Below are 23588 nucleotides of genomic sequence, written 5' to 3'. Positions count from 1 at the left end.
TTTCTGCAGGAATCGAAAGGGTTGACGGAAACTTGTTCACCCTATAAACTAGTAAACAGTTTAGGGGGTGTACGATGATGATGAAAGATACATTGCTGGAGGCAATCGAGCTGTTCGAAGAAGTGATGATCTACGGAACTGAGCATTTCCTGAAGTCCGTGCAGGCACCTGTCTGGAAGGAGTATTCCCCGGAACAGATCCAGACGCTGAAACTGCTGGCCGCCTACGGACCGCTGTCGAACGGCAAGCTGGCAGAATTGCAGGGCGTCCATAAGAGCGCCATCACTGCGCGCATCAAGAAGCTCGAGGACAAAGGGCTCGTCTGTACGGAACGGTCGATGACGGATCAGCGGTCGAAAACCGCCGGCCTGACCGCAGAAGGGCAGGAGATCCTCGAGACATCGAACCGCGCACTGAACGAAACGATCACCCGGATGTTCGAGAAGGAAATCTCTGAGGATGAGCTGCGCGCCTTCGTTCAGACATTCCGGAAAGTGAAGGACATCTTGAAAATGGAGGAAACTGACCAATGAAGACCATCTTGAAATTCCGCTGGCCGATTTTCATCGTCCTCGTCGGACTCGCCGTCGGCCTGCTGTTCGTCGCACCGGACCTCGCCAAACAGGCGGAAGAGGCCGGTTCGTTCCAGCTATCGAAGGATGCCGATTCCCAGAAAGCGGCGGATATCCTGGAGAAGGCGGGCGCGTCGGAAGACACCCTTTCGCTCGTCTATGACTATGACAAAGCGATCACGGATAAAGACAAAGACTCGATCCGTGATACCGCCAAAGAAATTGCAGATCTCGGAAAACCCGTCACAGATGTGATGGAGCCGTTCGAAAGCAAGGAAGTTGAAGAACAGCTCGTGTCCGAAGACCGCAAAACGGTCCTCGTCCCGATCACAGTTGACGGAACCGATGAAGAGATCATCGACCTGAGCGATAAAATCCGGTCGGAGATCCTTCCAAAGGACACGACAGTCTACCTGACCGGGGAAGCGATCATCAATAACGACGTCAACGACAGCGCGCAGGAAGGACTGAAGAAGACCGAAGTCATCACAGTCGTCCTCATCTTCGCGCTGCTGCTGATCGTGTTCCGCTCGATCGTGACACCGATCGTTCCGCTCATCGCTGTCGGGATCACCTACCTGCTCAGCCAATCACTCGTTGCGTTCTTCGTCGACTGGTTCGGCTTCCCGGTTTCGAACTATACGCAGATCTTCCTGGTCGCGATCCTGTTCGGGCTCGGAACCGACTATTGTATCCTGCTCCTGAGCCGGTACAAGGAAGAGCTCATCGAAGGGCATGAAATCACGGAAGCGATCGTCAATACGTACAAAACTGCCGGCCGGACGCTGATCATCAGTTCACTTGCCGTGTTCATCGGGTTTGCAGCTATCGGCTTCGCCGACTTCCCGATCTTCAAATCCGCTGTCGCGGTCGCCGTCGGGATCGCCGTCTTGATCCTTGTGCTGTTCACGGTCGTCCCGCTGTTCATGATGCTGCTGAAAGACAAATTGTTCTGGCCGTCGAAACAAGCGACAGCCCACAATGACAGCAAACTGTGGATCGGCTTCAGCAAGCTGTCCGTTGCACGGCCTTTGCTGTCGATGGCAATCGTTGCAATCATCACTGTGCCATTGCTGCTGACGTACGACAACGATCTTTCCTTTAACACAGTGGACGAAATCGACCAGTCGAAAGAGTCCGTCAAAGGGCTGAACCTCATTTCAGAAGGATTCGGGAAAGGGGACTCCCTTCCTGTCCAGGTCATCCTGAAAGATGACAGTTCCATTGTCGATGAGAAAGACGTTCCCTATCTCGAGACAATCAGCCGCAACTTGGAAAAAGTCGACGGCGTCAAATCCGTCCGGACGATCACCCGCCCGACAGGCGAACAGATCGAGGACCTCGATGTCGATCATCAGCTCGGTCTGATTGCAGACGGCCTGAACGATGCCAATGACGGCATCAAGCAAGTGCAGGACGGCCTTGGGCAAGTCGAAGGCGGACTGAACGATGCGGCCAGTCAGCTGCCATCCGGCTCGGAGGCCTCCTCAGGCGGCGCAGGTCTGCGCCAGGCCGCCCAAGGTATCGGGCAGATCAACGCCCAGCTCGGCCAGATTGCCGGCGGCTTGTCGCAAGGTATGCCGGCTGCACAGGCTGCGGGCGGACTGAATGCTCTCAGCGGGGAGCTCGGCAAGATTTCCAGCAGTCTGAACGGGGCTGCCAGTCAGATCGAAGGCTCCGGCTCCCAGATCGGACAGCTCAGCGGCGGTCTCGGCCAGCTCGCGAAAGGGGTCACCGATTCGAAGAACGGACTGACTGACATCAGCAAAGGGCTCACCGAAGTGACCGATATGCTGAAGGACATGAGTGACACGCCGAGCATCCGGGATACCGGCATCTACATCCCGTCCGGCACGCTCAAAGAAGAAGAATTCCAGCCCGTCATCGACCGCTATACATTCGGTGACGAAACCGGTATCCTCATGGAAGTCATCCTGGAAAACGATCCGTATTCACGCGAAGCGATCCAGACGGTCCATGACATCAAAGACAGCGTGAAAACATCTGTCATTGGCACACCGTTCGAAAAGACGGACGTAGCGTTCGCCGGGATTTCCAGCATGAACTCGGATCTCGATGACATTTCATCGAAAGACTTCACACGTACGGTAACGATCATGCTCGTCGGTCTGTTCATCGTCCTGACGATCCTGTTCCGCTCCGCAATCATGCCGCTCTATATGATCGGCTCCCTGCTGCTGACGTATTACACGTCGATCTCCGTGACGGAGCTCATCTTCGTCAACGGTCTCGGCTATGACGGCGTCAGCTGGGCTGTTCCATTCTTTGGCTTCATCATGCTGATCGCACTCGGCGTCGACTACTCGATCTTCCTGCTCGACCGTTTCCGCGAAGAGAGCATCAAAGGCAGCAAAATCGGCGATGCGCTTCGCATCTCGATGGCGAAGATGGGCACAGTCATCATCACCGCCGCCGTCATCCTCGCCGGCACGTTCGGTGCGATGATGCCGTCCGGCGTCCTGAGCCTCGTGCAGATCGCGATCATCGTCATCACCGGCCTCCTGCTGTACGGCCTCATCATCCTGCCGCTCCTGATCCCGGCGATCACCGTATCGTTCGGCCGCGGCGTCTGGTGGCCGTTCCGCGGGTGACGGGATATCGATAATCGAATGAAACCGCCCGGAACAAGCATCTGCTGTTCCGGGCGGTTTTTCATTGTAGTTATGGAGTTATCAGCAGACACTTACCTTTCATGGACTATCTTCGGATTTAATTGGCAAGCCGGCTCTTCCTCACTTCCCGCACAGCCACCATCAGCAACACAATCGCAATTACCAATGTAACGGGCAATGCCACGTACCACATCCGACTGTTCTGCTGCTGGAGAAGATCGCCCGGTAACAGGTTCAGAAAGGGGTTGATCCACCCAGGGATGAACGCCCCGAACAGTTTTGTGAGACCGTAACCTGCGCCGAGTGTTCCGAGGACAGCGGCCAGCACGGGCAGCGTCTTCTTCACATACGGGGCTGGGACATAACTAGCCTCCAATGAACCGAAAAAGCGAATCCTCACTGGTTTTTAGTGAGAATTCGCTTTTTTCTTTCCCAAGTCCCTTGTTTCTAACTGGTGGACCTACTCACGGCCGTGTATTTTCGTAAATTCACAGCCATGAACGCAAATCCCATTTCATTCCTTGCTTTCTCAAGCCCCCTCACGGAGAATCGAGTGAACGCCAAATTCGCCTTCAGAAATCCAAAAACTGGTTCTACATCAATCTTTCGTTTCCCGTAGAGTGCACCGGTTTTCTCTTCTGAAAGCTTCTTGCGAACAATGGTCTTATGTGCTTCCCATGTTTCATTTACGGCTAATTTGCGATTGTTCCCTTCGGTCGCTTTTGTACAGCTGGCACGCAAAGGACAATCTGAACAGTTTTCACATTCGTAGATTTTGTAATGGCGTGTGAACTCATACTTATCCGTTCGTTTCGCAAAGTGACTGAATCCAAGCTTCCGGCCATTTGGGCAAGTATACACATCATTCTGTTCATCATACGTCCAATTCGCTGTGTTGAACGGATCCTCTTTCCACTTCTTTTTCTGTTCCTTGCGGTACTGGTTGTAGGTGATTAACGGAACTCGCTCACGGTTTTCCAGAATATCTCCATAGTTTTGTTCACTCCCATACCCTGCGTCTGCGACAATGTGGGGAGGGAGGTTGAAGAAATCTTGTTCAATTCGATCCAGAAACGGAATGAGTGTGCGGGTATCCGTGGGATTCGGATAGAGATCGTACGCAAGGGCATATTGACCTTCAGTCGCGACTTGTACATTATAACCGGCCTTGAGCTGACCGTTTTTCATGTGATCTTCCTTCATCCGCATAAAGGTGGCGTCATGGTCCGTTTTCGAATAGCTGTTCCGAGCACCGAAAATTTCCATGTCCTTGCGGTATTTCTCTTTTCGCCGCAAGAAGTCCTCAAATTGTTTTCGATAGTGTTTGGGTTCTTTTCGTTCGGAACGAAGCTTCTTGCGAACATGGGTATCATCGCTCGCTTCAATTTTTTGATCATACTCCTGGACGTTGTCTTCCAATTGATTCAGGATGCTGGATAGCTCGTCCGCCGAAAGTTCCTCCGCATCTTCTCTTTGTATCGCCGGGATGATATTCTTTTCCAACAGTTCCTCGTACATCTGATTCGATTTCTCCACCAGACCGGCACTGTACCGTTCCACTGCCTTACGCCAGACAAACGTATACTTATTCGCATTGGCCTCCAGTTTCGTACCATCGATGAAGATGGCTTCTTCATCAATGCGCTTCTCTTCGACCAGCCGGCAGCGAAATTGGACAAAGCACTGACGCAGTAATTCCTGGACTTGCGGATGGACGCGGAAACGATTGATCGTGCGATACGTTGGTTCGTACCCTTGCGCCAGCCACATCATGCGGATACTGTCTTTCAAAAGAGCTTCGATTTTCCTGCCGGAAAACACGGATTGTGTGTAGGCGCAGAGAAGAATCTTCATCATCATACGAGGATGATATGCAGGACATCCGGTTTCACGAGCCTGTGAAGGCTTCTTGGGGGATGGATTCGACCAAGTCATTCACAGCGTAGGCAATATCATCTTTTTGCAATTTCATTTCCATATCAAGCGGCAAAATAAGTTGATTCATGGTATACTCTTTAAACATAGGGAGACCTCCGTTGATGGTTTGTGGTGAATCTATTTTAACAGAGAGTCTCCCTATTTACTTGTCTAAAAGATCAAAAGAACGGGCCTGGAGGTTTTATTCCTCCGGGACCCGTTCTTTTTAATGACTGGGTTTTGTCCCAGCCTCTTTCATGGTTTACAAGCCATTCCGGCAATGGTACCCTATTCACCGGACCAATCATCCTACAACTTTCTGGAGGGACGCCATGGTACGCAAAACACATCGCAAATCGCTGGTGGAGCAGGTGGCTGAACAGATGGAGCAGCTCATTGAACAGCAGCACTGGACCGTCGGCATGAAACTTCCGCCTGAAATGGAACTGATGGCGGAATTCGGTGTCAGCCGCAATACGCTGCGGGAGGCCATCCGGGCGTTAGTGCACGCCGGGTTATTGGAAACGAAACAAGGCAGCGGCACTCTTGTCCGTTCATCCAGTACGCTCGGCAGCGCATTGGCGCGCCGAGCTAAAAAATCCACGATGCTTGAAACACTGGAAGTCCGAGAAGCGTTGGAAAAGCAGGCGGCCCAGCTGGCCGCTGCACGAAGAACAGAGACGGATTTAACAAACCTGGAAGCGTGTATCCAGAGCTGCAGGCGCGCCTCTGCACACGGAGATGTGGAGCAGTTCATCACTTCCGACCTGCAGTTCCACAAAAACATCGTGCTCGCTTCCGGCAACCCACTGCTCGTAGATCTGTATGAGCATATGACCGGCATTCTGTATGCTTTCATCCAGGACGTCCTGGCGATGGAGCCTGCCCTGCAGAAGAGTCAGAAGGTCCATCTTGAATTGCTGGAAGCCATCCGGAAACAGGACCCGGAATCGGCAGCCTGCTATGCAGCGCGTGATATGAAGATGCTGAAAGAAATGATTTTGGATGCACGGGAGGAATCGTATGAAGAAACAAACCGCAACATTGGCAGATAATCGTACAGCAAAAACAGGGTGGCTCCTGCTGATTGGGGTTATATTGGTAGGGTCGACGCTACGGGTGCCCATCACGTCAGTCGGCGCACTGATTCCGTTCATCCGCGATGACCTCGGTATCAGTAATGCGGCGGCCGGGCTGATCACGACATTGCCACTGCTGGCCTTCGCGTTCCTCTCCCCTTTCGCCCCGAAAATCGCCAACCGGATCGGAATGGAATGGACAATCGCACTGTCGACCTGCCTGCTGATTGCCGGGATCCTCGTCCGCTCCGTGACAGGGATCGGTTTCCTGTTCACCGGGACGGTGCTGATCGGCTTGGCGATCGCCGTCGGCAATGTGCTGATCCCCGGCATCATCAAGATGAATTACCCTCTGAAGATCGGTATCATGACTGGCATTTACGCCATCTTCATGAATATCTTCGGCGCGCTCGGGTCAGGAATCAGCGCCCCGCTCGCTAAATCAGGTGATCTGGGCTGGCAGGGAGCGCTCGGGATCTGGGGAGGGCTGGCAGCCATCGCACTGCTCATGTGGCTGCCGCAGCTGCGCAAGCCGCGGGATGCCTCCCCTAAAGTGAAGGTGGACACGAAACAGAAAGCCAGTCTATGGAGTTCTCCACTCGCCTGGAGTGTGACCCTATTCATGGGCTGCCAATCTCTTGCCTTTTACACATTGATTACCTGGATGCCGGACATTCTGCGGTCGATCGGCTACACGGCGGACGCAGCAGGCTGGATGGTCTTCCTTATGCAGGCCGCATTGATTCCGACCACGTTCATCGTACCGGTCGTTGCGGAGAAATTGACAAACCAGGTCGGAGCATCAGTCGCAACGGCTGTCCTGTTCATCGTCGGGTTCAGCGGACTGCTGCTTGGCATCCCGACATTCATCCCTCTCTGGGCAATCCTGCTCGGAATTGCGGGCGGCAGTGCATTCAGCCTTTCCATGATGTTCTTCACAATCCGGACGGATGACGCACAAGAAGCGGCAGAGCTGTCCGGAATGGCCCAATCGTTCGGGTACTTGTTAGCTGCAGGCGGCCCTGTCTTTGTCGGGATCCTGCACGATCTGAGCCACGGCTGGTCCTTGCCGATCCTTTTCCTGATCGCCATTTCCACCGTAATTTTATTTGCGGGTATTGTATCCGGTAAGAAAGGGACCCTATCCGAACGATCCGGCCAGCAGGATAAAACAAGTGCGATCACCAAAAGGTAAAAAAGTTCCTGAATAGGCGGGATGAGTTCTCCGTGTCTGGATACGATGACCACTTCATCGCTATTGACAAAATCTTCTTCTACTCATTTCAGTATGACATCACAGCTTCTCGATTTTGACGATTCCGACAGTGTTCAGCCGTGACGTCTGTTAGCTTCGCCTCAAGCAGCGGAGTGTGTAACGCCAAAACCTAACAACTGAGTGGTAGCCAGCTCACACGTCCTAAAGAAAGAGCCTTGGGGAGTATGCACTCTCCAAGGCTCTTTCTTTTACGTCAGCGACTTTTTTCGGCCTACTCAGCAATTCTTACTGAAATCAAACTATCTCTTCCTCCACAAACGCGCCCTATTCTGGCATAGTTTACAAACTTGGCTTATGTGATTGTAAAAGCGATAAAAACTTCTTTTTTGTATATGTATATACCGCTGGAATGGAGGTGTTTTCTGTCGCTACTTCATCTTCTAACTGTATATGATTTGCATTTATCTTTCTAACAACAAACATATTGCCTTCATACTCACCTTGACGGAAGTTATCCAATGCAACAAAATCATAAATGAGATTAAATGTTTCGATATCCATCATTTCATCACTGATAAATTTGTCAAACATACTTTCATTTTTACTTATCATTTCACCACCTTAACGTATCTAACAATATGGCCCGTTTGTGGAAGAGTCGACGCTCTCTGACTCCTCCTCAAAACCTGGTACTCTGCTTCCATTCTATCATACCGACTATTCAAAAATCTCATTTCCTCCAAATTTTCATGGAAAATATCGGTTGTACAGATCATAGCGCAGTTTTCCGCTCAGTTGTGCATAGATCTTGGTGGTTTCACTCTTTTCATGACCCAGGAGGCTTTGGATCACTTCGAGCGGTGCGCCGTTGTCGATCATGTGCGTCGCATAACTATGACGCAGCTGATGTGGATGGATGGTTTTCGTCAATACGGACCGCTCGGAAATCTGCCGGATGACATACCGCAGGGAGTCGATGCTCATCCGTCTGATCGGTTTCCGGGTTGTCGTGAACAGGCACGGTTCGCTGTCTGATCGTTCCTGCAGGCTGCGTTTCAGCCAGATTGCGCAGCGGATGCTGAAATAGACTTCCCGTTCCCTGTCCCCTTTCCCGCGGACGATGACCGAGTTCGTGCCGAAGTCAATATCCAGCCGATCCAGCGCCGCCACTTCGCCGATCCGGCAGCCGGTCGAGTAGAAGAATTCGAAGATCGCCTTTTCTTTTGCTGTCCGGCACGCTTCCCGTAAGTATTCGATGTCCTGCTTGGTCAGGAACTTTGGCACCCGTTTCCCGGCTTTCGGCTCCTTCAGCTTGGCCGCCGGGTTTTTCCGGATGATGCCTTCTTCGTGCGCCCATCTGAAAAGTGAGCGGACGAACCGGACCCGGTGGCCGAGACTGGATGGCTTCAGGTACTCTGCCGCTTCGGCCAAATAAGATTTCAATTCGTCCGCTGTCACCTCCTCCGCCTGCAGGTCCCCCAAGTACCGCTGCAGCAGATTGTGCTGGTAGCCGTACATTTTCAGCGTCGCTGAAGAGAACCCCTCGATCTTCTTGTCGGTGCAGTAGTTTTCCCACACCTCGGACAGCTTCATGAAGTCCACACTCCTCTTCTTCGTATTGGTATACTTTCGGGTTCCGGGTCGTGACTTGTCATCCCTTCTAGGCATGCACCTGCATTGTAGGCTATTTTAATCATTCTAGAAATCAAAGAGACTTATATTTATTATTTTCTCATCACTCACTAAAGAAGCTGTCCATGAACGATGCATAGACCACGCACAAAACCGCCCGGGACAGCGGACTGTCCCGGGCGGCATGCGGAGGTTGTTTCATAATTTGAGTTGATTATAGATAAATATCCGAGAACTCGTACTTGATGAGCTGATCTCGATCCATGTCACGGTTGCTCATTGGCGGCTGGCCGCTGCGGGTGCCTCCCGTTCCGATCGGAAGTTCGATCGTGAACGTGCTGCCTCTGCCAAGGGTGCTTTCCGCCCGGATCGTGCCGCCATGCAGCTCGGCCAGTGACTTTGCAATCGGCAGGCCCAGCCCGGTGCCTTCGGCGGTGCGGTTCAGGTTCCGGTTGACCTGCACAAATTTATTGAAAATCGATTCCAGATTGTCCGGATCGATTCCGATCCCTTCATCCCGGACCGAAATGCAGACGGTCTGTGCATTTTTCCGTTCGAGACGGATGAAGATCTCCTCACCCGGTACGGAGAACTTGATGGCATTCGAGATGAGGTTGAGCAGCATGCGGTCGAATTTGACGATGTCGACCGGCAAGATCAGTTCCTCCACTTCCGGGTCGAAGACGATGCGGATCCCTTCGGATTTGGTGTATTCCGTGACGGAGTCCACAATCCGGTCGATCATGTCGACGATGTTGTAGTCGGCCGTCTGCAATTCCGACAGTCCCGATTCGATCTTGGAGATATCGAGGATGTTGTTGATGAGCCGGTTCAGGCGGTAGCAGTTGCCGACCGTCCGTTTGTTGACGTCCCGGATCTCCTCCCGTACCTCGTTCAGGCATTCCTTCTCCACGTACAGATCCAGCAATTGCGCTCCGCTCATGATGACGGTCAGCGGTGTCTTTAGCTCATGGGACGTGTTGATGAACAGGTCCTCCTGATCTTTCAGCAGTTTTTCCATGGATCGGTTCGCCATCTCTTCGTCGGAGATATCGATGCCGAGCGCGATGATCTTCTCCACCTCTCCCTGTCCGTTCATGACCGGCTGGAAAATCGTTTTCGTATGGTAGGTGACCCCGTCCTTCGTGAACTCCAGCTTGTGGAGGTAGGACTCCCCGTTTGCGACCGCTTCGTCGATATCCTGAAGCAGCGTCTCCAGGTCCTCCGCCCGGTAATAGTTGAAAAAGTTCTTGCCGATGACATCCGCTTCCGTCCGGATCTCCGGCCATTCTTCCGAAAAGGCCTGGAACGAGAACCGGTTCAAGAAGATGATCGCTTTCGTTTTGTAATCGAATGACGCGTAATACAGGGAAATTTCATCGACACTTTCCTGCAGCGCGGTGAATTCCCTGCTTTCTTCATCCGGCTCCGACCGGCCGCTGTTCAGCAGGCTGCGCATGTCACGGGTCTCCCCGATGAGCCTGTCCCGTTCTTCTTCTCTGGCGGTCGCATCGAAGAAGGTGACAACCAGATACTCCGGTCCCTCTTGCTCCAGGAAGCGTTTCAGCGTCACATCCCAGTAGGTGATGGTTCCTTCAGGGCCGGGCGCGGCAAGGCCGGTTTCATGGACCGAGGCACCGCGTTCCAGCAGGCCTGCAATCTCCGGAGGAAACTCCAGGCAGGTGCCGACCGACGCATCGGTCTCCATTCCAAGCAGTTGCAGCGTGTCCCGGAAATGGCTGTCATGTCCCCACAGACGACAATCCGGGTACTCGACGATCGCTGTGGAGCCGTTATCGATCGTGTCGGCTCCGCAGTAATTCCTCAGCAGGAATTCAAGCAGCGGGGTGTTCAGTTCTTCCATTTGTACATGATCTCTCCTGCGACGACCGTCATGACCGTCTTCGCGGCTAGAATATCTTCGCCCTCCACGGTCAGCAGATCACGGTCGAGTATAGTAAAGTCGGCATCAAAGCCCGCGACGATCTTGCCGCGGGTGCCCGATTTGCCGATTGTGGCGGCACTGCCCGATGTGAAAAGGGCGACGGACTCAAAGCGGGTCAGTTTCTCTTCCGGCAGATAGCCGTCGTGCGTTTCGCCCGGCTTCCGACGATAGGCGGCGGCAAAGATGCCGAGCAGCGGATCGACTTCTTCAACGGGTGCATCAGACCCACCGCCGCAGATGAAGCCGCGGTCGAGCAGCCGCTTCCAGGCATACGCCCAGTCCATCCGGTCTCCGCCGAGCCGGTCTTTCGCCCACGGGAAGTCGGACGGCACGAAGACGGGCTGGATGTCGAGAATAACCGGGAGCCGCGCGAGCCGGTCCACCAGGTCGTCGCGCAGCACGTTGACGTGGATGATACGGTCCCGTTTGCCTTCTGCAGGCGGGGCGGCTTCGATGGCGTCGAGCACTTTCTCGACCGCTTTGTCGCCGATCGTATGGACGGCGACCGCTTCGCCGTACTTGCGGGCGAGTGCGACGTGGTTCCGGATTTCATCGTCCGTCAAGACTGCCATCCCCGAATTTCCCGGATCGTCCGCATACGGTTCACTCAGCAGCGCGGTGCGGCCGCCGAGTGCCCCGTCGATGAAGAACTTCATCTCCCCGCCCTGGATCCACGGTTCGTCGTACGCTGCCCCGTCTTCCATGAGCTGTTCGAATACGGTGGCCCGGCGCAGCAGGTGCGCCCGGAATTTCAGCTTATCCGCCCCGATCACGTTGCGGAATGCCTGCAGCGGATTGCGGTAATCGGCGTAGTAGCCGAGGTCGTCGGTGACCGCCCCGGTGATGCCGCGGGCGAGCAGGTCCTCGACGGATGCCTGCAGCGCGCGGGTGAGTGCCGCTTCGTCCGGCACCGGGATGACCGCTTCGACGAGATCGGCCGCCCCTTCGAGCAGGAGCCCTGTCGCTTTGCCGTCGCTGTCACGGACGATCGTGCCGTTGCCGGGATCGGGAGTTGCATCCGTGATGCCGGCCAGTTCCAGCGCTTTCGAATTCGCAAGCGCGGCATGGCGGCATGTCCGTTTCAGGAGCATCGGCGCGGTACAGACCGCATCCAGCTCCTCTTTCGTGACGATCCGCCGATCTTCGAAGTTGTTTTCATTCCAGCCGTCCGCAGTGAACCATTCCTCTGCCGGATGGTCGTTTGCAGCTGCTGCCAGCATCCCGAGCATGTCCTCCGCCGACTTCGCATATGAGAGATCGAGCTGCAGCGTACGGGCACCGTGACCGATCATATGCATGTGACTGTCGATGAAGCCGGGGTACATGACTGCGCCAGCGAGGTCGACCTCATTGTCCGCCTGCGGCCGTAAATCCTCCGCTGTTCCCACGGCAATCACTTTCTCATCCTCGACCAAGACAGCCCCGACCGTTTCGCCTTCCTTTGTCATCGTATAGATGGTGCCGTTATGCCAGACTGTCTTCATATCCCCCATCGACTCCTTTTTTCTTTCCAGTGTACTCCTGTCGGGAAGTTGAAGCAATATTCTGCTACACTGATAGTACAAGAACGAAGGAGGAGATCGGAATGGAGTTGGCGGTTTACTTAGCAGGGGAGATCCACAGTTCATGGCGCGAGGAGATCAAACAGAAAGCGGAGGCGCTCCGGCTTCCTGTCGTGTTCTATGGACCGATGGAAGATCATGACCGGTCGGACAATATTGGCGAAGAGATTCTCGGTGCGCAGCCCGATGCCATCGCAAAAGATGCCGCCGCCTCGAGCGTTAACAACTTGCGGACGAAGCTTCTGCTGTCGAAGAGCGATCTCGTCATCGCCCTGTTCGGCGAGAAGTACAAGCAGTGGAATACGGCGATGGATGCGAGTGCTGCCGTTACGATGGGCAAGCCGCTCATCCTGATCCGTCCCGAGGCGCATCATCACGCACTGAAGGAATTGTCGCGCAAAGCGGATGTAACCGTGGAGACGCCCGACCAGGCGCTGAAAGCCCTGAAGTATATTTTCGAATAATACGTGAATCGCCTTTCCGGCACTGTCCGGAAAGGTTTTTTCATCCGCCGGCTTCACGGCGGCTGGCAGGCAGCCGATACAATACATAACTTAGTCGTAACGATCCATCATCATCTATGAAGCGGGGTGCCCTGTGCGCAAGAGAACAATCCGGACGACCTATATCAATATCATACTCGCCCTCTGCGGGGCCATGCTGATCCTGCTCGGTGCCGCTTATCTGTACAGCACGTCCGTGTTCAAGAAGAACAGCGAAGCGATGGAGCAGCAATCGGAAAAAGCTGAAGTGATCGGGGAATTGTCGGACAGCATTTCCAATGTCTTTTTCCGGGCGCGCGGATTTTACGCATTCAAGATGGACAGTGAACTGGATTTGGCACACGAAGAATTGACCCATATCCGCAAAGTGAATGAGCGGCTGCTGGCATTGCCGCTGTCTGCAAAAGAACAGCAATTCGCACAGGAAATTACTGTGTTCATCGACCATTATGAAAACGCTGTCCTCCCGGCTGCCGTCAACTTGGTGGAAGTGGATGACTATGAAGGCTTGCGGGAGCTGTCCAGCAGCGGCGCCAACCTGTCCGTCAACCAATTCATCAAATACGCCGACCGCTACGGACAGCAGGCGGGACAGATGCGGGATGAGTTCTACAGGCAATCCGAGAAGCAGGTGAACCAGCTGTATCTGGCAATGGCTCTTCTCGGTGTATGCGGCCTGCTGTTCCTGATCCTGCTCAGCTGGCGGGTCGTCCGTCAGCTCATCGCCCCGATCGAGTCGATGACTGCTGCAGCCGAACGGTATGTCGATGCACAAGATGTCAATTATACACCGGAAACACGGCCGGATGAACTTGGCTCACTGTCCCGGTCATTTGCCGGCATGATGGCGACCATCCAGACGAAGGAGCAGGAGCTTGTTGCTCAGAATGAAGAGCTGCTGTCGCAGCAGGATGAGCTCCTCTCCCAGCAGGATGAATTGTTCAGCCACCAGCGGCAGCTCGAGGATGCGCTGTCGGAAGCCCGGTATGCGAATATCCGTGTGGAACGGTACAGCGGTCTGAGCCATGAGATCTCCTTCTCGGATAATGTCCGGGAAATCGCTGAAGCGACCCTGCAATATCTGGATACGCTGTTTGGTGTCGATAAGGGGATCATCCACGTGCCCTCCAATGATGTGCATGTCCTGCGGGGGATTTCCGAAGAGAGGTACAAAGCGTATGATGACGCACATACAGGCTCCCTGGCGCGACTGAAGCAGGAGCCGTGTTTCCAAACCGAGCGGTCATTGGCGGACGGCACGAAGGTCTTTGATCTGTTTGCCGCCCCTGTCGTATCAGGAGATGACTACAAAGCGCTGTTTGTCCTGTCGCGAAGCAGACGCCCGTTCACGGAAGAGGATCAGGAAGACCTGTTCAATCTGGCCAAACGGGTAGCGCTTGCGGTTGACCGGGTCGATCAGCGGACGACGATCAGCCGCGAACGCCAGCTGAACCAGACGATCCTGGATAATCTGGCGGAGGGGATCCAGTTCGTCTCCGCCGACGAAGCCGACGTGCAGGTGAACGATGGGCTCGCCTATCTGCTGAATGTTCCGGCGTCCGACCTGTCAGGAGCCGGCTGGTCCGCCGAACTCGCGCAACGAAGTGAAGACCCTGCCGCACTGCTGGTATTCATCCGCCAGGCGCTCACCGGTGAGACCGGCGGCCTGGCCGAGACCGTCTACACACTGACCGGGGAGACGCCGGTCGTCGTCGCGCTGTACAGTTCTCCAGTGCACCATGACGGCAGGCGGATCGGCACGCTGTTCGTCCACCGGGATATCACGCAGGCATTCGAGGTCGATAAAATGAAGACCGAACTCGTGTCAACGGTTAGCCACGAACTGCGGACCCCGTTGTCGAGCATCCTCGGATTCACCGAGCTGCTGATCGGAAAAGAGATGGATACTGCCCGGCAGGCACGATATCTGCAGGCGATCTATAAGGAGGCGAAGCGTCTGACGTCGCTCATCAACGACTTCCTCGATGTCCAGCGGATGGAATCCGGCAGCCAGGAGTATTCCATGCAGGATGTCAATGTGGCGTCCATCGCTGACCAGACGATCCAAAACTTCTCCGTTCCCGCCTCCCACACGATCCGGCTCGAACGCCTGACAGACCAGGTCTGCTGCATCGGTGATGAGGACCGGCTGATCCAAGTGTTCACAAACCTGCTGAGCAATGCTGTGAAATTCTCGCCGGACGGCGGCACTGTAACAATTACTCTGGCTGCTGCTGGCAGTGATCTTCAGGTGACCGTCCGGGACGAAGGGATCGGCATTCCGGCTGACCAGCTGAAGCATATGTTCGAGAAATTCTATCGGTTCGACAATTCATACAGCCGGAAAATCGGAGGCACTGGACTTGGCCTGGCGATCTGCCGCAAGATTATCGAGAAGCACGGCGGGGAAATTTCCGTGGAATCCGAAGAGAATGCCGGCACCTCCGTCCGGTTCACTCTCCCGCTGCAAGGGAGGGCCGCCGAACAGTCCGCCGAACGGAGCGGGCAGCCGGAGATTGTTGTTGTAGAAGATGATGCGAGCATCGCCCTCTTGCTGGAAGAGGAATTGAGCCAGCATCAGTACGAAGTGATCCGCTTCAGCGACGTTGCACACTCGTTCGCCTACGCGAAGGAGCACACACCGGCGTGCATGGTCATCGATCTGATGCTGCAGGAACAAGAAACAGGCTGGGACCTGATCGGAAGATTGAAGGAGGATCCGGTGACATGCCACATCCCGATCATCATCTCATCGGCTCTGGAACAGGAAGAAGAATTGACGCGTAAGTTCAATATCCGCCATTACATGACGAAACCGTACCCGCTGCGCACACTGTCGGAGACCGTCGCAGAAGCGATCCGGAAAGAAGACGGACGCATTTTGTATCCGTTACGAGAATAGGGAGGATGAAGAAGGCAGCCGGACAGGATCCGGCTGCTCTTTTTGGTTGGGATGATGTCTTTGAGATTGGAGCGGTCTGCTGCCGGTATCGTGCACTCGGCATGCGGAGGGACCCCTTGTCCGCCGTCACTCCACAGAAAGTGCGCAGCGCAGCGGAGCCGGCAAGCCGGTCTTTTGACTTGCTGGCTGTTCGCGCGGCCCGGCGGGGTGCCGGAAGCGGGGCGGGCGCCGCGAAATTGATGCCGTGCGGGGAGCCATTTGTGAAGTTATGAGCGCTGCGGACCAGTTTATGAGCGGAATTTTGCGTTTATGATCACTTTGGCCAGTTTATGAGCGGTTCGTTGCGTTTATGATCACTTCCTGCGTTTTATGAGCGGTATGGCTTTGTTTATGAGCACTTTTCCTCACACTGCACGGTCCAGTGAAAAAATCCCACGCGCGCAGTTGCGGGCGTGGGATTCTCAGGGTCATCATTCATCCACTTGCAGCACTTGGCGGACGAGCGCCACCAGTTCGGCCGGGCTGAATGGTTTTGGCATGAAATAAGCGGCGCCGAGTTCCGCGGCAAGGTCACGGTCCGATTGCTGGGCTTTGGCCGTCAGCATGATGACCGGGATACCGAGTCCGAGCGGCCGCAGTTTTTCGAGCACTTCCGGTCCTGTCAGGCGTGGCATCATATAGTCGAGCAGGATCACATCATAACCGCCGGCTGATGCCTTCTCAAACCCTTCCTGGCCGTCCGCGGCTTCCTCGACCTCGAATCCTTCGAAAGAAAGCGTGTCTGCGATCAGCATGCGCAGAATCTCTTCATCGTCCACTACGAGAATCTTTTTGCTTTCTTTCATTCTTCCTGCCTCCTCTTTCTGTTAAAACATCCGGGACGCCAAATTCTGGATACGCGCCAGCATATCTTTATTCCGGAATGGCTTCGTCAAGTAATCGTCTGCGCCGAGTGCAAGGGCTTCCTTTATGTCTTCTTCGCTGGCCCTCGCTGTCATCATCGAGACAAGGACGTTGTTCAGCTCCGAGCGTTTCTTGAGCTGCTCGAGCACCTCCAGTCCATCCATTCCCGGCATGACACCATCCAGCAGGATGATGAAATTCGTATCTTCATCATACCAATCCGTCCTAAGGAAGGTGACGCCGTCTTCGAACAGGCGCACCGACAGCTCGATGTCCGGCAGACGCCACTGGGCCAGCTGCTCTTCCAGCATGGTACGGATCAGCAAGTCATCATCGATAATGATGACCTGCAGTTTCCGTTTCACTTGTGCCGTTCCGCTTTCATAGACAGCCGTCCGGTTGCGGCCCGACCGCTTCGCTTCATACAGTGCCTGGTCCGCTTCAATCAGAAGGGTCTCGAGCTCGTGTGTATATTCGGCGATGCCCGCAGAGAACGTCACCGAGAAGGAGCCGCCCGCTGCTTCGAATTCCTGTTCGTTGAACGCCGTATGCAGCCGCTCCGCGAAGGTGTAAGCTTCGCCTTTGTGACCGTTGACCAGGATGACGAATTCCTCACCGCCAAACCGGAAGATGCTGTCGGTCTCCCGCTTTTCCGTTTTCGCGATATCGCTGAACCGCCGGAGCACCTCATCCCCCGTATGATGGCCGTATGTATCATTGACGTGCTTGAAGTGATCGAGATCCACCATGACGACGGAAAATGGATCCCCTGTCCGTTCATGTACGCGGAGTGCATGGTCCAGCATCTCCGTCAGCCGCTTCCGGTTCCCTGCGCCAGTCAGGCCGTCCGTCGTGATGGACTGACTGATTTTTTTCCGCAGCATATCCCGGTTGAACAAGTATGGCAGGAACAGTGTCAGATCGAGCGGCTTCTGGATGAAATCCATCATTCCGGATCTGTAGGCTTCTATCATGATCTTATTTGTCTGCTCACTGCTCATGAGCATCGAGATGACATGCCGGTCGTTCGCTGTATCGCGGATTTTTCCGAATAGCTCGGTACCTGTCATATCAGGCAGCTGCATATCAATCATAAGCATATTCGGTTTCATGTCGTAAAATTGCTGAATACCGCGCATACCGTTCATGGCCACCAGGACCTGGGCGCCCAGCTGTTCGAGCAGGTCTTTGACAAACGAGACGAACTCCAGATCATCGTCGATCACCAGGACGAATGTATTGCGGTCGAACCGTTCGGAATAGACTGCCGGTATCAGACTGCCCCGGTCCTTTTTTTCATTGCCCGCTGCCAGCAGCCTGATATTCTTCTTGAAGTTTTTCAGAGAGGACACGGGTATGCTCGCGTCATCATCTTTTGACAGGATCTCCAGGTGCGCGCTGCAGAACTCCGCCAGATCCGTCAGACCGATCGTTCCTGATGTACCTTTCAATGTGTGCAGGAATGCATACAATTCAGATTCGCTGACTGTTTTTTGCACACTCCATTTCGTGAAGGCCGTCTCTATTTTTTCAGTTAGCAGTTTTTGATACTTCCCATAGTCCATGCAAACACCCCCCATCCCCGACAAGCACCTGGACGACTCTGTCTGTATAGAAGAAAACTGAAGTCCTGTATGATTCCCCCGGACTTCAGTTCAAGCCTTGCTGTATTACTCCGTACCCATTTCCTGCTTCACGACATTGACGATCCGGTTGCTGTAGCTCTCGCATGCATCTTCTGTCGGCGCTTCCACCATGACCCGGACGAGCGGCTCCGTTCCGGACGGACGGACGAGCACGCGCCCCTCGCCGGACATTTCCCGTTCAACTTCCGTGATGATCGCAGCGACTTTTGCATTGTCCGTCACGCGGTGTTTATCGGTGACACGGACGTTGACGAGTTTCTGAGGGAAGATGGTCATCCCTTTCGTCAATTCGGACAGTTTCTTGCCGGTCCGTTTCATGATGCTGACGAGCTGCAGTCCTGTGATCAGGCCGTCTCCGGTCGTGTTGTAGTCCAGCAGGACAATATGGCCGGACTGTTCGCCGCCGAAATTGTAGTTGTTCTTCCGCATCTCTTCCACGACATAACGGTCGCCGACAGCCGTCTGGGCGCTGTGCATGCCGTTGTCTTCGAGTGCTTTGTAGAAGCCGAGGTTGCTCATCACGGTCGAGACGATCGTGTCTGAATTCAGTGCACCTTTCGAACGGAGGTAGCTGCCGATCACATACATGATCTGGTCACCGTCGACAATTTCCCCGGTCTCATCGATTGCGATGACCCGGTCCCCGTCACCGTCGAATGCAAGGCCGATCTGCGCCCCTTTTTCCACGACCAGTCTGGCGAGCTGCTCAGGATGTGTTGAGCCGACTTCATCATTAATGTTGAGACCATTCGGGGAAGTCCCCATCGTCGTGAGATCTGCTTCCAGATCAGCAAAGACATGCGTGGCGATCGTCGATGTCGCACCGTGTGCACAGTCAAGAGCGATATGCATATCTTCAAAATCACCGTCAATCGTCTGCTTCAAGTATTGGATGTATTTCTGGCAGCCTTCAAAGTATTCCGTGATTGTTCCGACTTCTCCGCCAACCGGACGCGGCAGTGTATCCTCTTCGGCATTCAGCAGCTCTTCGATTTCAGATTCCAGCTGATCGGACAGTTTGAAGCCGTCTGAACCGAAGAACTTGATGCCGTTATCTTCAACAGGGTTGTGGGACGCGGAAATCATGACGCCGGCCTGCGCATTCATGGCTCTTGTCAGATACGCGACACCCGGTGTGCTGATAACGCCAAGGGTCATCACTTCGACGCCTGTTGACAGCAGACCTGCGGTAAGCGCGCTTTCGAGCATCTGTCCGGAAATACGGGTGTCTTTTCCGACGAGCACACGGGCTCCGTCCGAAGAATGCTGTGTCAGGACGTATCCGCCGAACCGCCCCAGTCTGAAAGCAAGTTCAGGTGTCAATTCCTTGTTCGCGACGCCTCGTACACCGTCCGTACCAAAATACTTAGTCATTTTCATTCTCCCTTTCGATCCTATCCTTTGTTCGTTCTATTATACTTGCTCAATCCGTATGGTGACTTCTTTGAAACCGACCTCAACCTGTATACCCGGAGGGACCTGTATCGTAATCCCCGCAGTGTGTTCACCTGCTGTTGTTATGGAACTGGCATCTGCTGTGATGCTGATGTCCGTTTCCTCCAAGGCAGCGATTGCCTGTTCTTCCCCTGTCAGCGTCACGGCAGCTGCACCGTCTGCTGGCTTGCTGATGGTACCGCTGAACTGTTTATCCAATCCTTGTATGCCAATAGGGATATTGGTGAATTTTTTCGTTTTTTTTTGTGAGGCGGCTTCCTGCTCTGCAGCAGAACCGGCTCCTGCAGGTTCTTCGCCTGCAGCTAAATCCGAGCTGTTTTCTTCCTGATCGGAAACGGCAGCGGCCTCTTCATCGGCCTGCCCCGGTTCGTCCTCGGTGTCTGCGGCGTCTCCATCCACCTGGACGTCAATGGTAATATCGACTTTGTCCTTCGACAGCTTGGAGATCCCTTTCGGCTTTTCCAGTCCGACCGTCTGTTTGCCGTTTCCTGAAATCTTGCTGAGGTCCACGCTCGCCGTCACCTGCTCGACGGCATCAACCGCTTTTCGGGGTCCATAGACGCTGACCGTCTTTTCGTCGGAGGTCAGTGAGTTGACCGTAATTCCCTTCTTAGGCTCCCCGGTCTGTTTTACAACAACAGGAACTTCCTTATGATACGCTTCCACGTCGACCTTCACGGTCACTTCCTCCGGTTCGATCGTGACATTCAGTTTGTTGAGATCCCTGTCCAAGACCCGGACCCGTCCGACCTGCTCGAACGACTTGCTGATCTCCTCTTCCCCCGTGACGGATACTTTGACAAAGCTGATCGCTTCCACCGCACTTTTCGCACCTGTCACTTCAATTGTCGACGGTTCCACTTCCATGTTCACCAGCGTGTAGTCTTCCGCGAGCATTTTGTCATTCAATTCGGGGTCCACCCGGAAGGACTTCGATATCTTCTCTTCAATATTGACGTTGATGGTGGCGGGCTCCAAGTGTACTTCCAGCTTATCCGACAGGTTTTCGTGCTGGATCTGGACCGTGTGGCTGCCCAGCGTCATGCTCCGCAAGTCGACTTTCAGTGCGAAGTCCTTCATCAGTTTCGTGGACTGCACGAGACTCGCCGGCCCTTTGATGGTCATGTTGACTGTTTCAGGCACACCGGTGACGACATAGTTTTCGTTATCGTAATAGACTTCCACAGGGACGTCGCGGATCATGTCCACCGAATCCCCTGTGCTCGCAAGCGAAGAGCTCTCCATCTCGGCACGGACGGAAAAAAACAGGAAGAGCGCCAGGGCGAGTGCCGTAAGCCGTAAAAACCAGGGACTGTCCATGAATTTATCCATTTTTCCGTTTCCCCCATTTCCAGATGGAGTTGACGCCGAGTGCTGACGCCGTATCACCGAACCACGCGAGACGGACGATCCGTTCAAATTCCTCCATCGTCACATTCCGGTTGATCTCCCCGTCGATCGTGACGCTGACGGCTCCCGTCTCTTCCGACACGACGATTGTGAAGGCATCCGTCACTTCGCTGATCCCAAGTGCCGCCCGGTGCCGTGTCCCGAGTTCTTTTGAAATGAACGGGCTTTCGGACAACGGCAGGTAACAGGCAGCAGCAGCTATCTTGTTTTTCTGCACGATGACAGCGCCATCATGCAAAGGCGTGTTCGGAATGAAGATATTGATGATCAGCTCGGATGAAATATCCGAGTTCATCGATATGCCTGTCTCGATATATTCACTGAGACCCGTTTCCTTCTCAACGGAGATCAGCGCTCCGATCCGGCGTTTCGCCATGTAGCTGACCGACTTGGTGAACGCATCGATCAGACGGTCGCGTTCCTCTTCCTCCTGCATCTGCGTGCGCGCAAACAGACGGCCGCGTCCCAGCTGTTCGAGCGCGCGCCGGAGTTCCGGCTGGAAGATGATGATGATTGCGAGGAATCCCCATGTCAGCACCTGTTCGACCATCCACTTCAGCGTATCGAGACCGAGGAGATCGGTCAGGATCCTGACGATCAGGATGACGAAGATCCCTTTCAGGAGCTGGACCGCTTTCGTTCCTTTGATGATTGTGATGAGCTTATAAACCACAAACCAGACGAGAAGCACATCCAAAATGGATTTCAATACTTCCACTGCGTTCATATCTGTGATCATTCCCCAATCCGGCATGCGCTTCCCCTACCTTTACAGACAAATTTCCAATGTATGTTCAGTATACCATACAGCTCTTGCGGTATTGTATTCAGACGGTGCAGTCCCAATGTAAGTTTCGCGAAAAAACCGACAGGCCCATGCCCGTCGGTCAGTCTGAATCCGGTTGTTCCGTCTCCTCAGGAACAAGCCCTTTGAATGCGGTTTTGATTTTGTACCAGAGCCAGTCGAACAGCTTATCGATTTCCTCAATATTGCCAGTCACGACTGCTGTCGATGCCATATACTTCTCTCCGCGGATAACGGTGACATTCCCGTCGACTTCCCCTTCGATCCGCAGGTCGCCGTTCTTGACGACCACATCCCCTTTGACAACCTCTCCTGCCGGTACGACGACAGTGTCGCCCTCAATGACAAGATTCGGCTGCATAGTGACGACTAGCTGCTCACTTGTATTATAACTGGAGAAGAGGGCTGCACTCATCAGGATCAGGAACAGTGCGGCAGCCGAGAGCATCGGATGCTTGCGGAGCCAGCGGCTGGCAGCGGACCTCTTCTTAGCTGTGGTCTCCGGCAGGCGGGCCATAACCCCTTCGGCAAACCCTGCTGGTGCCTTGATCGGCTCAGCCAGCCCGAGAAAAGCTGCAGTGCCGCTCAGTTCATCGAAAAGCCGGCTGCATTCTTCGCAGTCTTCCAGATGTTCATGCAGTTCTCGTTCATGCTCAGGTGCAATCTCTCCATCCAGGTACTCGTGCATGTACTGGACAACTTCTATTGGACATTTAGTCATCCTTACCCCTCCTACATTGTACCCATCTGTTTTCGTAAAGCTTCCCGTCCTCGGTGCACGCGTGTTTTTACGGTGCCGAGCGGGATATCCAGTATGTCCGCAATCTCCTGAAGCGGCAGTTCCTCCATATAGCGGAGCGTGATGACGGACCGGTATTTTTCCGGCAGCCGGCCGATTTCATACTGGACCCGCTCCTGGGTTTCCATCCGTTCCACTTCCTCATCGGGAAGCTCCTCGGATGCCGCAATCTGGGAGTACATATCCAGCCCTTCCGTTCCCGGGACCTGCGCATCCAGTGAATAATCCGGTTTCTTCTTCCGGATGCGGTCAATGCAGAGATTGGTCGCAATCCGGAAAATCCATGTGGAGAATTTCCGTTTTTGGTCGAACGTATGCAAATTGGAGTACGCGCGGACGAACGCTTCCTGCGCGATGTCCTGTGCCTCTTCCCGGCTGCCGAGCATCCGGTAGCAGACGTGGTACAGACGGTGCTGGAACAGCAGTACTATTTCTTCAAAGGCATCCTGGTTTCCTTTCAGCACTTCATTTATCCGTTTATTGATCAATTCATCCAACGACTCTCATCCTCCGCTTCTTCTGCGGCTGTCCCTTCCTATACGGGCGAAGGGGTCAACAGGTTTCATTCATGTTGAATTTAGTTTACCAAATTTCCTGCTGGATTTCTCT

18 protein-coding genes and 1 pseudogene are annotated in these 23588 nt (G+C 54.1%); 6 read left to right on the top strand and 13 right to left on the bottom strand.

Annotated elements, in window-relative coordinates; translation table 11 throughout:
- Nucleotides 1-74 precede the first annotated feature (74 nt).
- Nucleotides 75-533: a MarR family winged helix-turn-helix transcriptional regulator gene (locus BN1190_RS03090; RefSeq protein WP_244898662.1), complete on the top strand. Its 459-nt coding sequence runs from the start codon at nucleotides 75-77 to the stop codon at nucleotides 531-533.
- Nucleotides 530-3184, top strand: a complete 2655-nt coding sequence (locus BN1190_RS03085; protein WP_040285536.1) for an MMPL family transporter — start codon at nucleotides 530-532, stop codon at nucleotides 3182-3184. The genes BN1190_RS03090 and BN1190_RS03085 overlap by 4 nt, the downstream gene beginning before the upstream one ends.
- Nucleotides 3185-3302: 118 nt before the next feature.
- Here BN1190_RS03085 and BN1190_RS03080 read toward each other — a convergent pair whose 3' ends face one another.
- Both BN1190_RS03080 and BN1190_RS03075 read right to left on the bottom strand, forming a co-directional pair.
- Nucleotides 3303-3551 (bottom strand): hypothetical protein, encoded by a 249-nt coding sequence (locus tag BN1190_RS03080; RefSeq protein WP_040285535.1) that lies wholly within the window; start codon nucleotides 3549-3551, stop codon nucleotides 3303-3305.
- Nucleotides 3548-5228 (bottom strand): annotated as a pseudogene (locus BN1190_RS03075) (IS1182 family transposase). The gene BN1190_RS03080 and the pseudogene BN1190_RS03075 overlap by 4 nt, the downstream one beginning before the upstream one ends.
- A 226-nt stretch (nucleotides 5229-5454) precedes the next feature.
- Between BN1190_RS03075 and BN1190_RS03070 the strand changes: the two are divergent.
- Both BN1190_RS03070 and BN1190_RS03065 read left to right on the top strand, forming a co-directional pair.
- Nucleotides 5455-6177 carry a FadR/GntR family transcriptional regulator gene (locus BN1190_RS03070; protein ID WP_040285534.1) on the top strand — a complete coding sequence of 241 codons (723 nt, stop codon included), beginning with the start codon at nucleotides 5455-5457 and terminating at the stop codon, nucleotides 6175-6177.
- Complete coding sequence (locus BN1190_RS03065) at nucleotides 6146-7396, top strand: CynX/NimT family MFS transporter (protein ID WP_040285533.1); 1251 nt, start codon at nucleotides 6146-6148, stop codon at nucleotides 7394-7396. Before BN1190_RS03070 ends, BN1190_RS03065 begins: the two co-directional genes overlap by 32 nt.
- Before the next feature lie 360 nt (nucleotides 7397-7756).
- Here BN1190_RS03065 and BN1190_RS03060 read toward each other — a convergent pair whose 3' ends face one another.
- The 4 genes from BN1190_RS03060 to BN1190_RS03045 all read right to left on the bottom strand — a co-directional run bounded on the left by BN1190_RS03060 (nucleotide 7757) and on the right by BN1190_RS03045 (nucleotide 12478).
- Complete coding sequence (locus BN1190_RS03060; protein WP_040285532.1) at nucleotides 7757-8029, bottom strand: hypothetical protein; 273 nt, start codon at nucleotides 8027-8029, stop codon at nucleotides 7757-7759.
- Nucleotides 8030-8164: 135 nt separating this feature from the next.
- Nucleotides 8165-9010 carry a tyrosine-type recombinase/integrase gene (locus BN1190_RS03055; RefSeq protein ID WP_040285531.1) on the bottom strand — a complete coding sequence of 282 codons (846 nt, stop codon included), beginning with the start codon at nucleotides 9008-9010 and terminating at the stop codon, nucleotides 8165-8167.
- A gap of 253 nt (nucleotides 9011-9263) precedes the next feature.
- Complete coding sequence (locus tag BN1190_RS03050; RefSeq protein WP_052461661.1) at nucleotides 9264-10913, bottom strand: PAS domain-containing sensor histidine kinase; 1650 nt, start codon at nucleotides 10911-10913, stop codon at nucleotides 9264-9266.
- Complete coding sequence (locus tag BN1190_RS03045) at nucleotides 10901-12478, bottom strand: amidohydrolase (protein ID WP_040285530.1); 1578 nt, start codon at nucleotides 12476-12478, stop codon at nucleotides 10901-10903. The genes BN1190_RS03050 and BN1190_RS03045 overlap by 13 nt, the downstream gene beginning before the upstream one ends.
- Nucleotides 12479-12579: 101 nt before the next feature.
- On the opposite strand from BN1190_RS03045, the gene BN1190_RS03040 reads away from it, so the two are divergent.
- Together BN1190_RS03040 and BN1190_RS03035 are read left to right on the top strand one after the other, a co-directional pair.
- A complete protein-coding gene (locus tag BN1190_RS03040; protein ID WP_040285529.1) occupies nucleotides 12580-13020 on the top strand; it encodes a YtoQ family protein in 441 nt (146 codons plus the stop codon).
- A 133-nt stretch (nucleotides 13021-13153) separates the two neighbouring features.
- The gene (locus BN1190_RS03035; RefSeq protein ID WP_040285528.1) at nucleotides 13154-15961 is read left to right on the top strand and encodes an ATP-binding protein; all 2808 of its coding nucleotides are present in this window, start codon (nucleotides 13154-13156) and stop codon (nucleotides 15959-15961) included.
- A gap of 470 nt (nucleotides 15962-16431) precedes the next feature.
- Here the strand turns inward: BN1190_RS03035 and BN1190_RS03025 are convergent, their stop codons facing one another.
- From BN1190_RS03025 to sigW, 7 genes are all read right to left on the bottom strand, one after another.
- A complete protein-coding gene (locus BN1190_RS03025; protein WP_040285526.1) occupies nucleotides 16432-16806 on the bottom strand; it encodes a response regulator transcription factor in 375 nt (124 codons plus the stop codon).
- 21 nt (nucleotides 16807-16827) lie between these two features.
- On the bottom strand, nucleotides 16828-18429 hold the full coding sequence (locus BN1190_RS03020; protein ID WP_040285525.1) for a diguanylate cyclase: 1602 nt from the start codon (nucleotides 18427-18429) through the stop codon (nucleotides 16828-16830).
- A 105-nt stretch (nucleotides 18430-18534) separates the two neighbouring features.
- The gene (gene glmM, locus BN1190_RS03015; RefSeq protein ID WP_040285524.1) at nucleotides 18535-19884 is read right to left on the bottom strand and encodes a phosphoglucosamine mutase; all 1350 of its coding nucleotides are present in this window, start codon (nucleotides 19882-19884) and stop codon (nucleotides 18535-18537) included.
- Nucleotides 19885-19923: 39 nt separating this feature from the next.
- The gene (locus BN1190_RS03010) at nucleotides 19924-21297 is read right to left on the bottom strand and encodes a CdaR family protein (protein ID WP_082023243.1); all 1374 of its coding nucleotides are present in this window, start codon (nucleotides 21295-21297) and stop codon (nucleotides 19924-19926) included.
- A complete protein-coding gene (cdaA, locus tag BN1190_RS03005) occupies nucleotides 21290-22129 on the bottom strand; it encodes a diadenylate cyclase CdaA (RefSeq protein ID WP_040285523.1) in 840 nt (279 codons plus the stop codon). Before cdaA ends, BN1190_RS03010 begins: the two co-directional genes overlap by 8 nt.
- 133 nt (nucleotides 22130-22262) lie before the next feature.
- On the bottom strand, nucleotides 22263-22901 hold the full coding sequence (locus tag BN1190_RS03000; RefSeq protein WP_040285522.1) for an anti-sigma factor family protein: 639 nt from the start codon (nucleotides 22899-22901) through the stop codon (nucleotides 22263-22265).
- 11 nt (nucleotides 22902-22912) lie between these two features.
- Nucleotides 22913-23476, bottom strand: coding sequence for an RNA polymerase sigma factor SigW (gene sigW / locus BN1190_RS02995; RefSeq protein ID WP_040285521.1), 564 nt, complete (start codon nucleotides 23474-23476; stop codon nucleotides 22913-22915).
- Between the last annotated feature and the right edge of the window lie 112 nt (nucleotides 23477-23588).

Source organism: Sporosarcina koreensis (genome assembly GCF_000826145.2).
Classification (GTDB): Bacteria; Bacillota; Bacilli; order Bacillales_A; family Planococcaceae; genus Sporosarcina; species Sporosarcina trichiuri.
The sequence above is the reverse complement of the archived record's forward strand: the minus strand, read 5'-3'. Positions and strand labels throughout refer to the sequence as shown.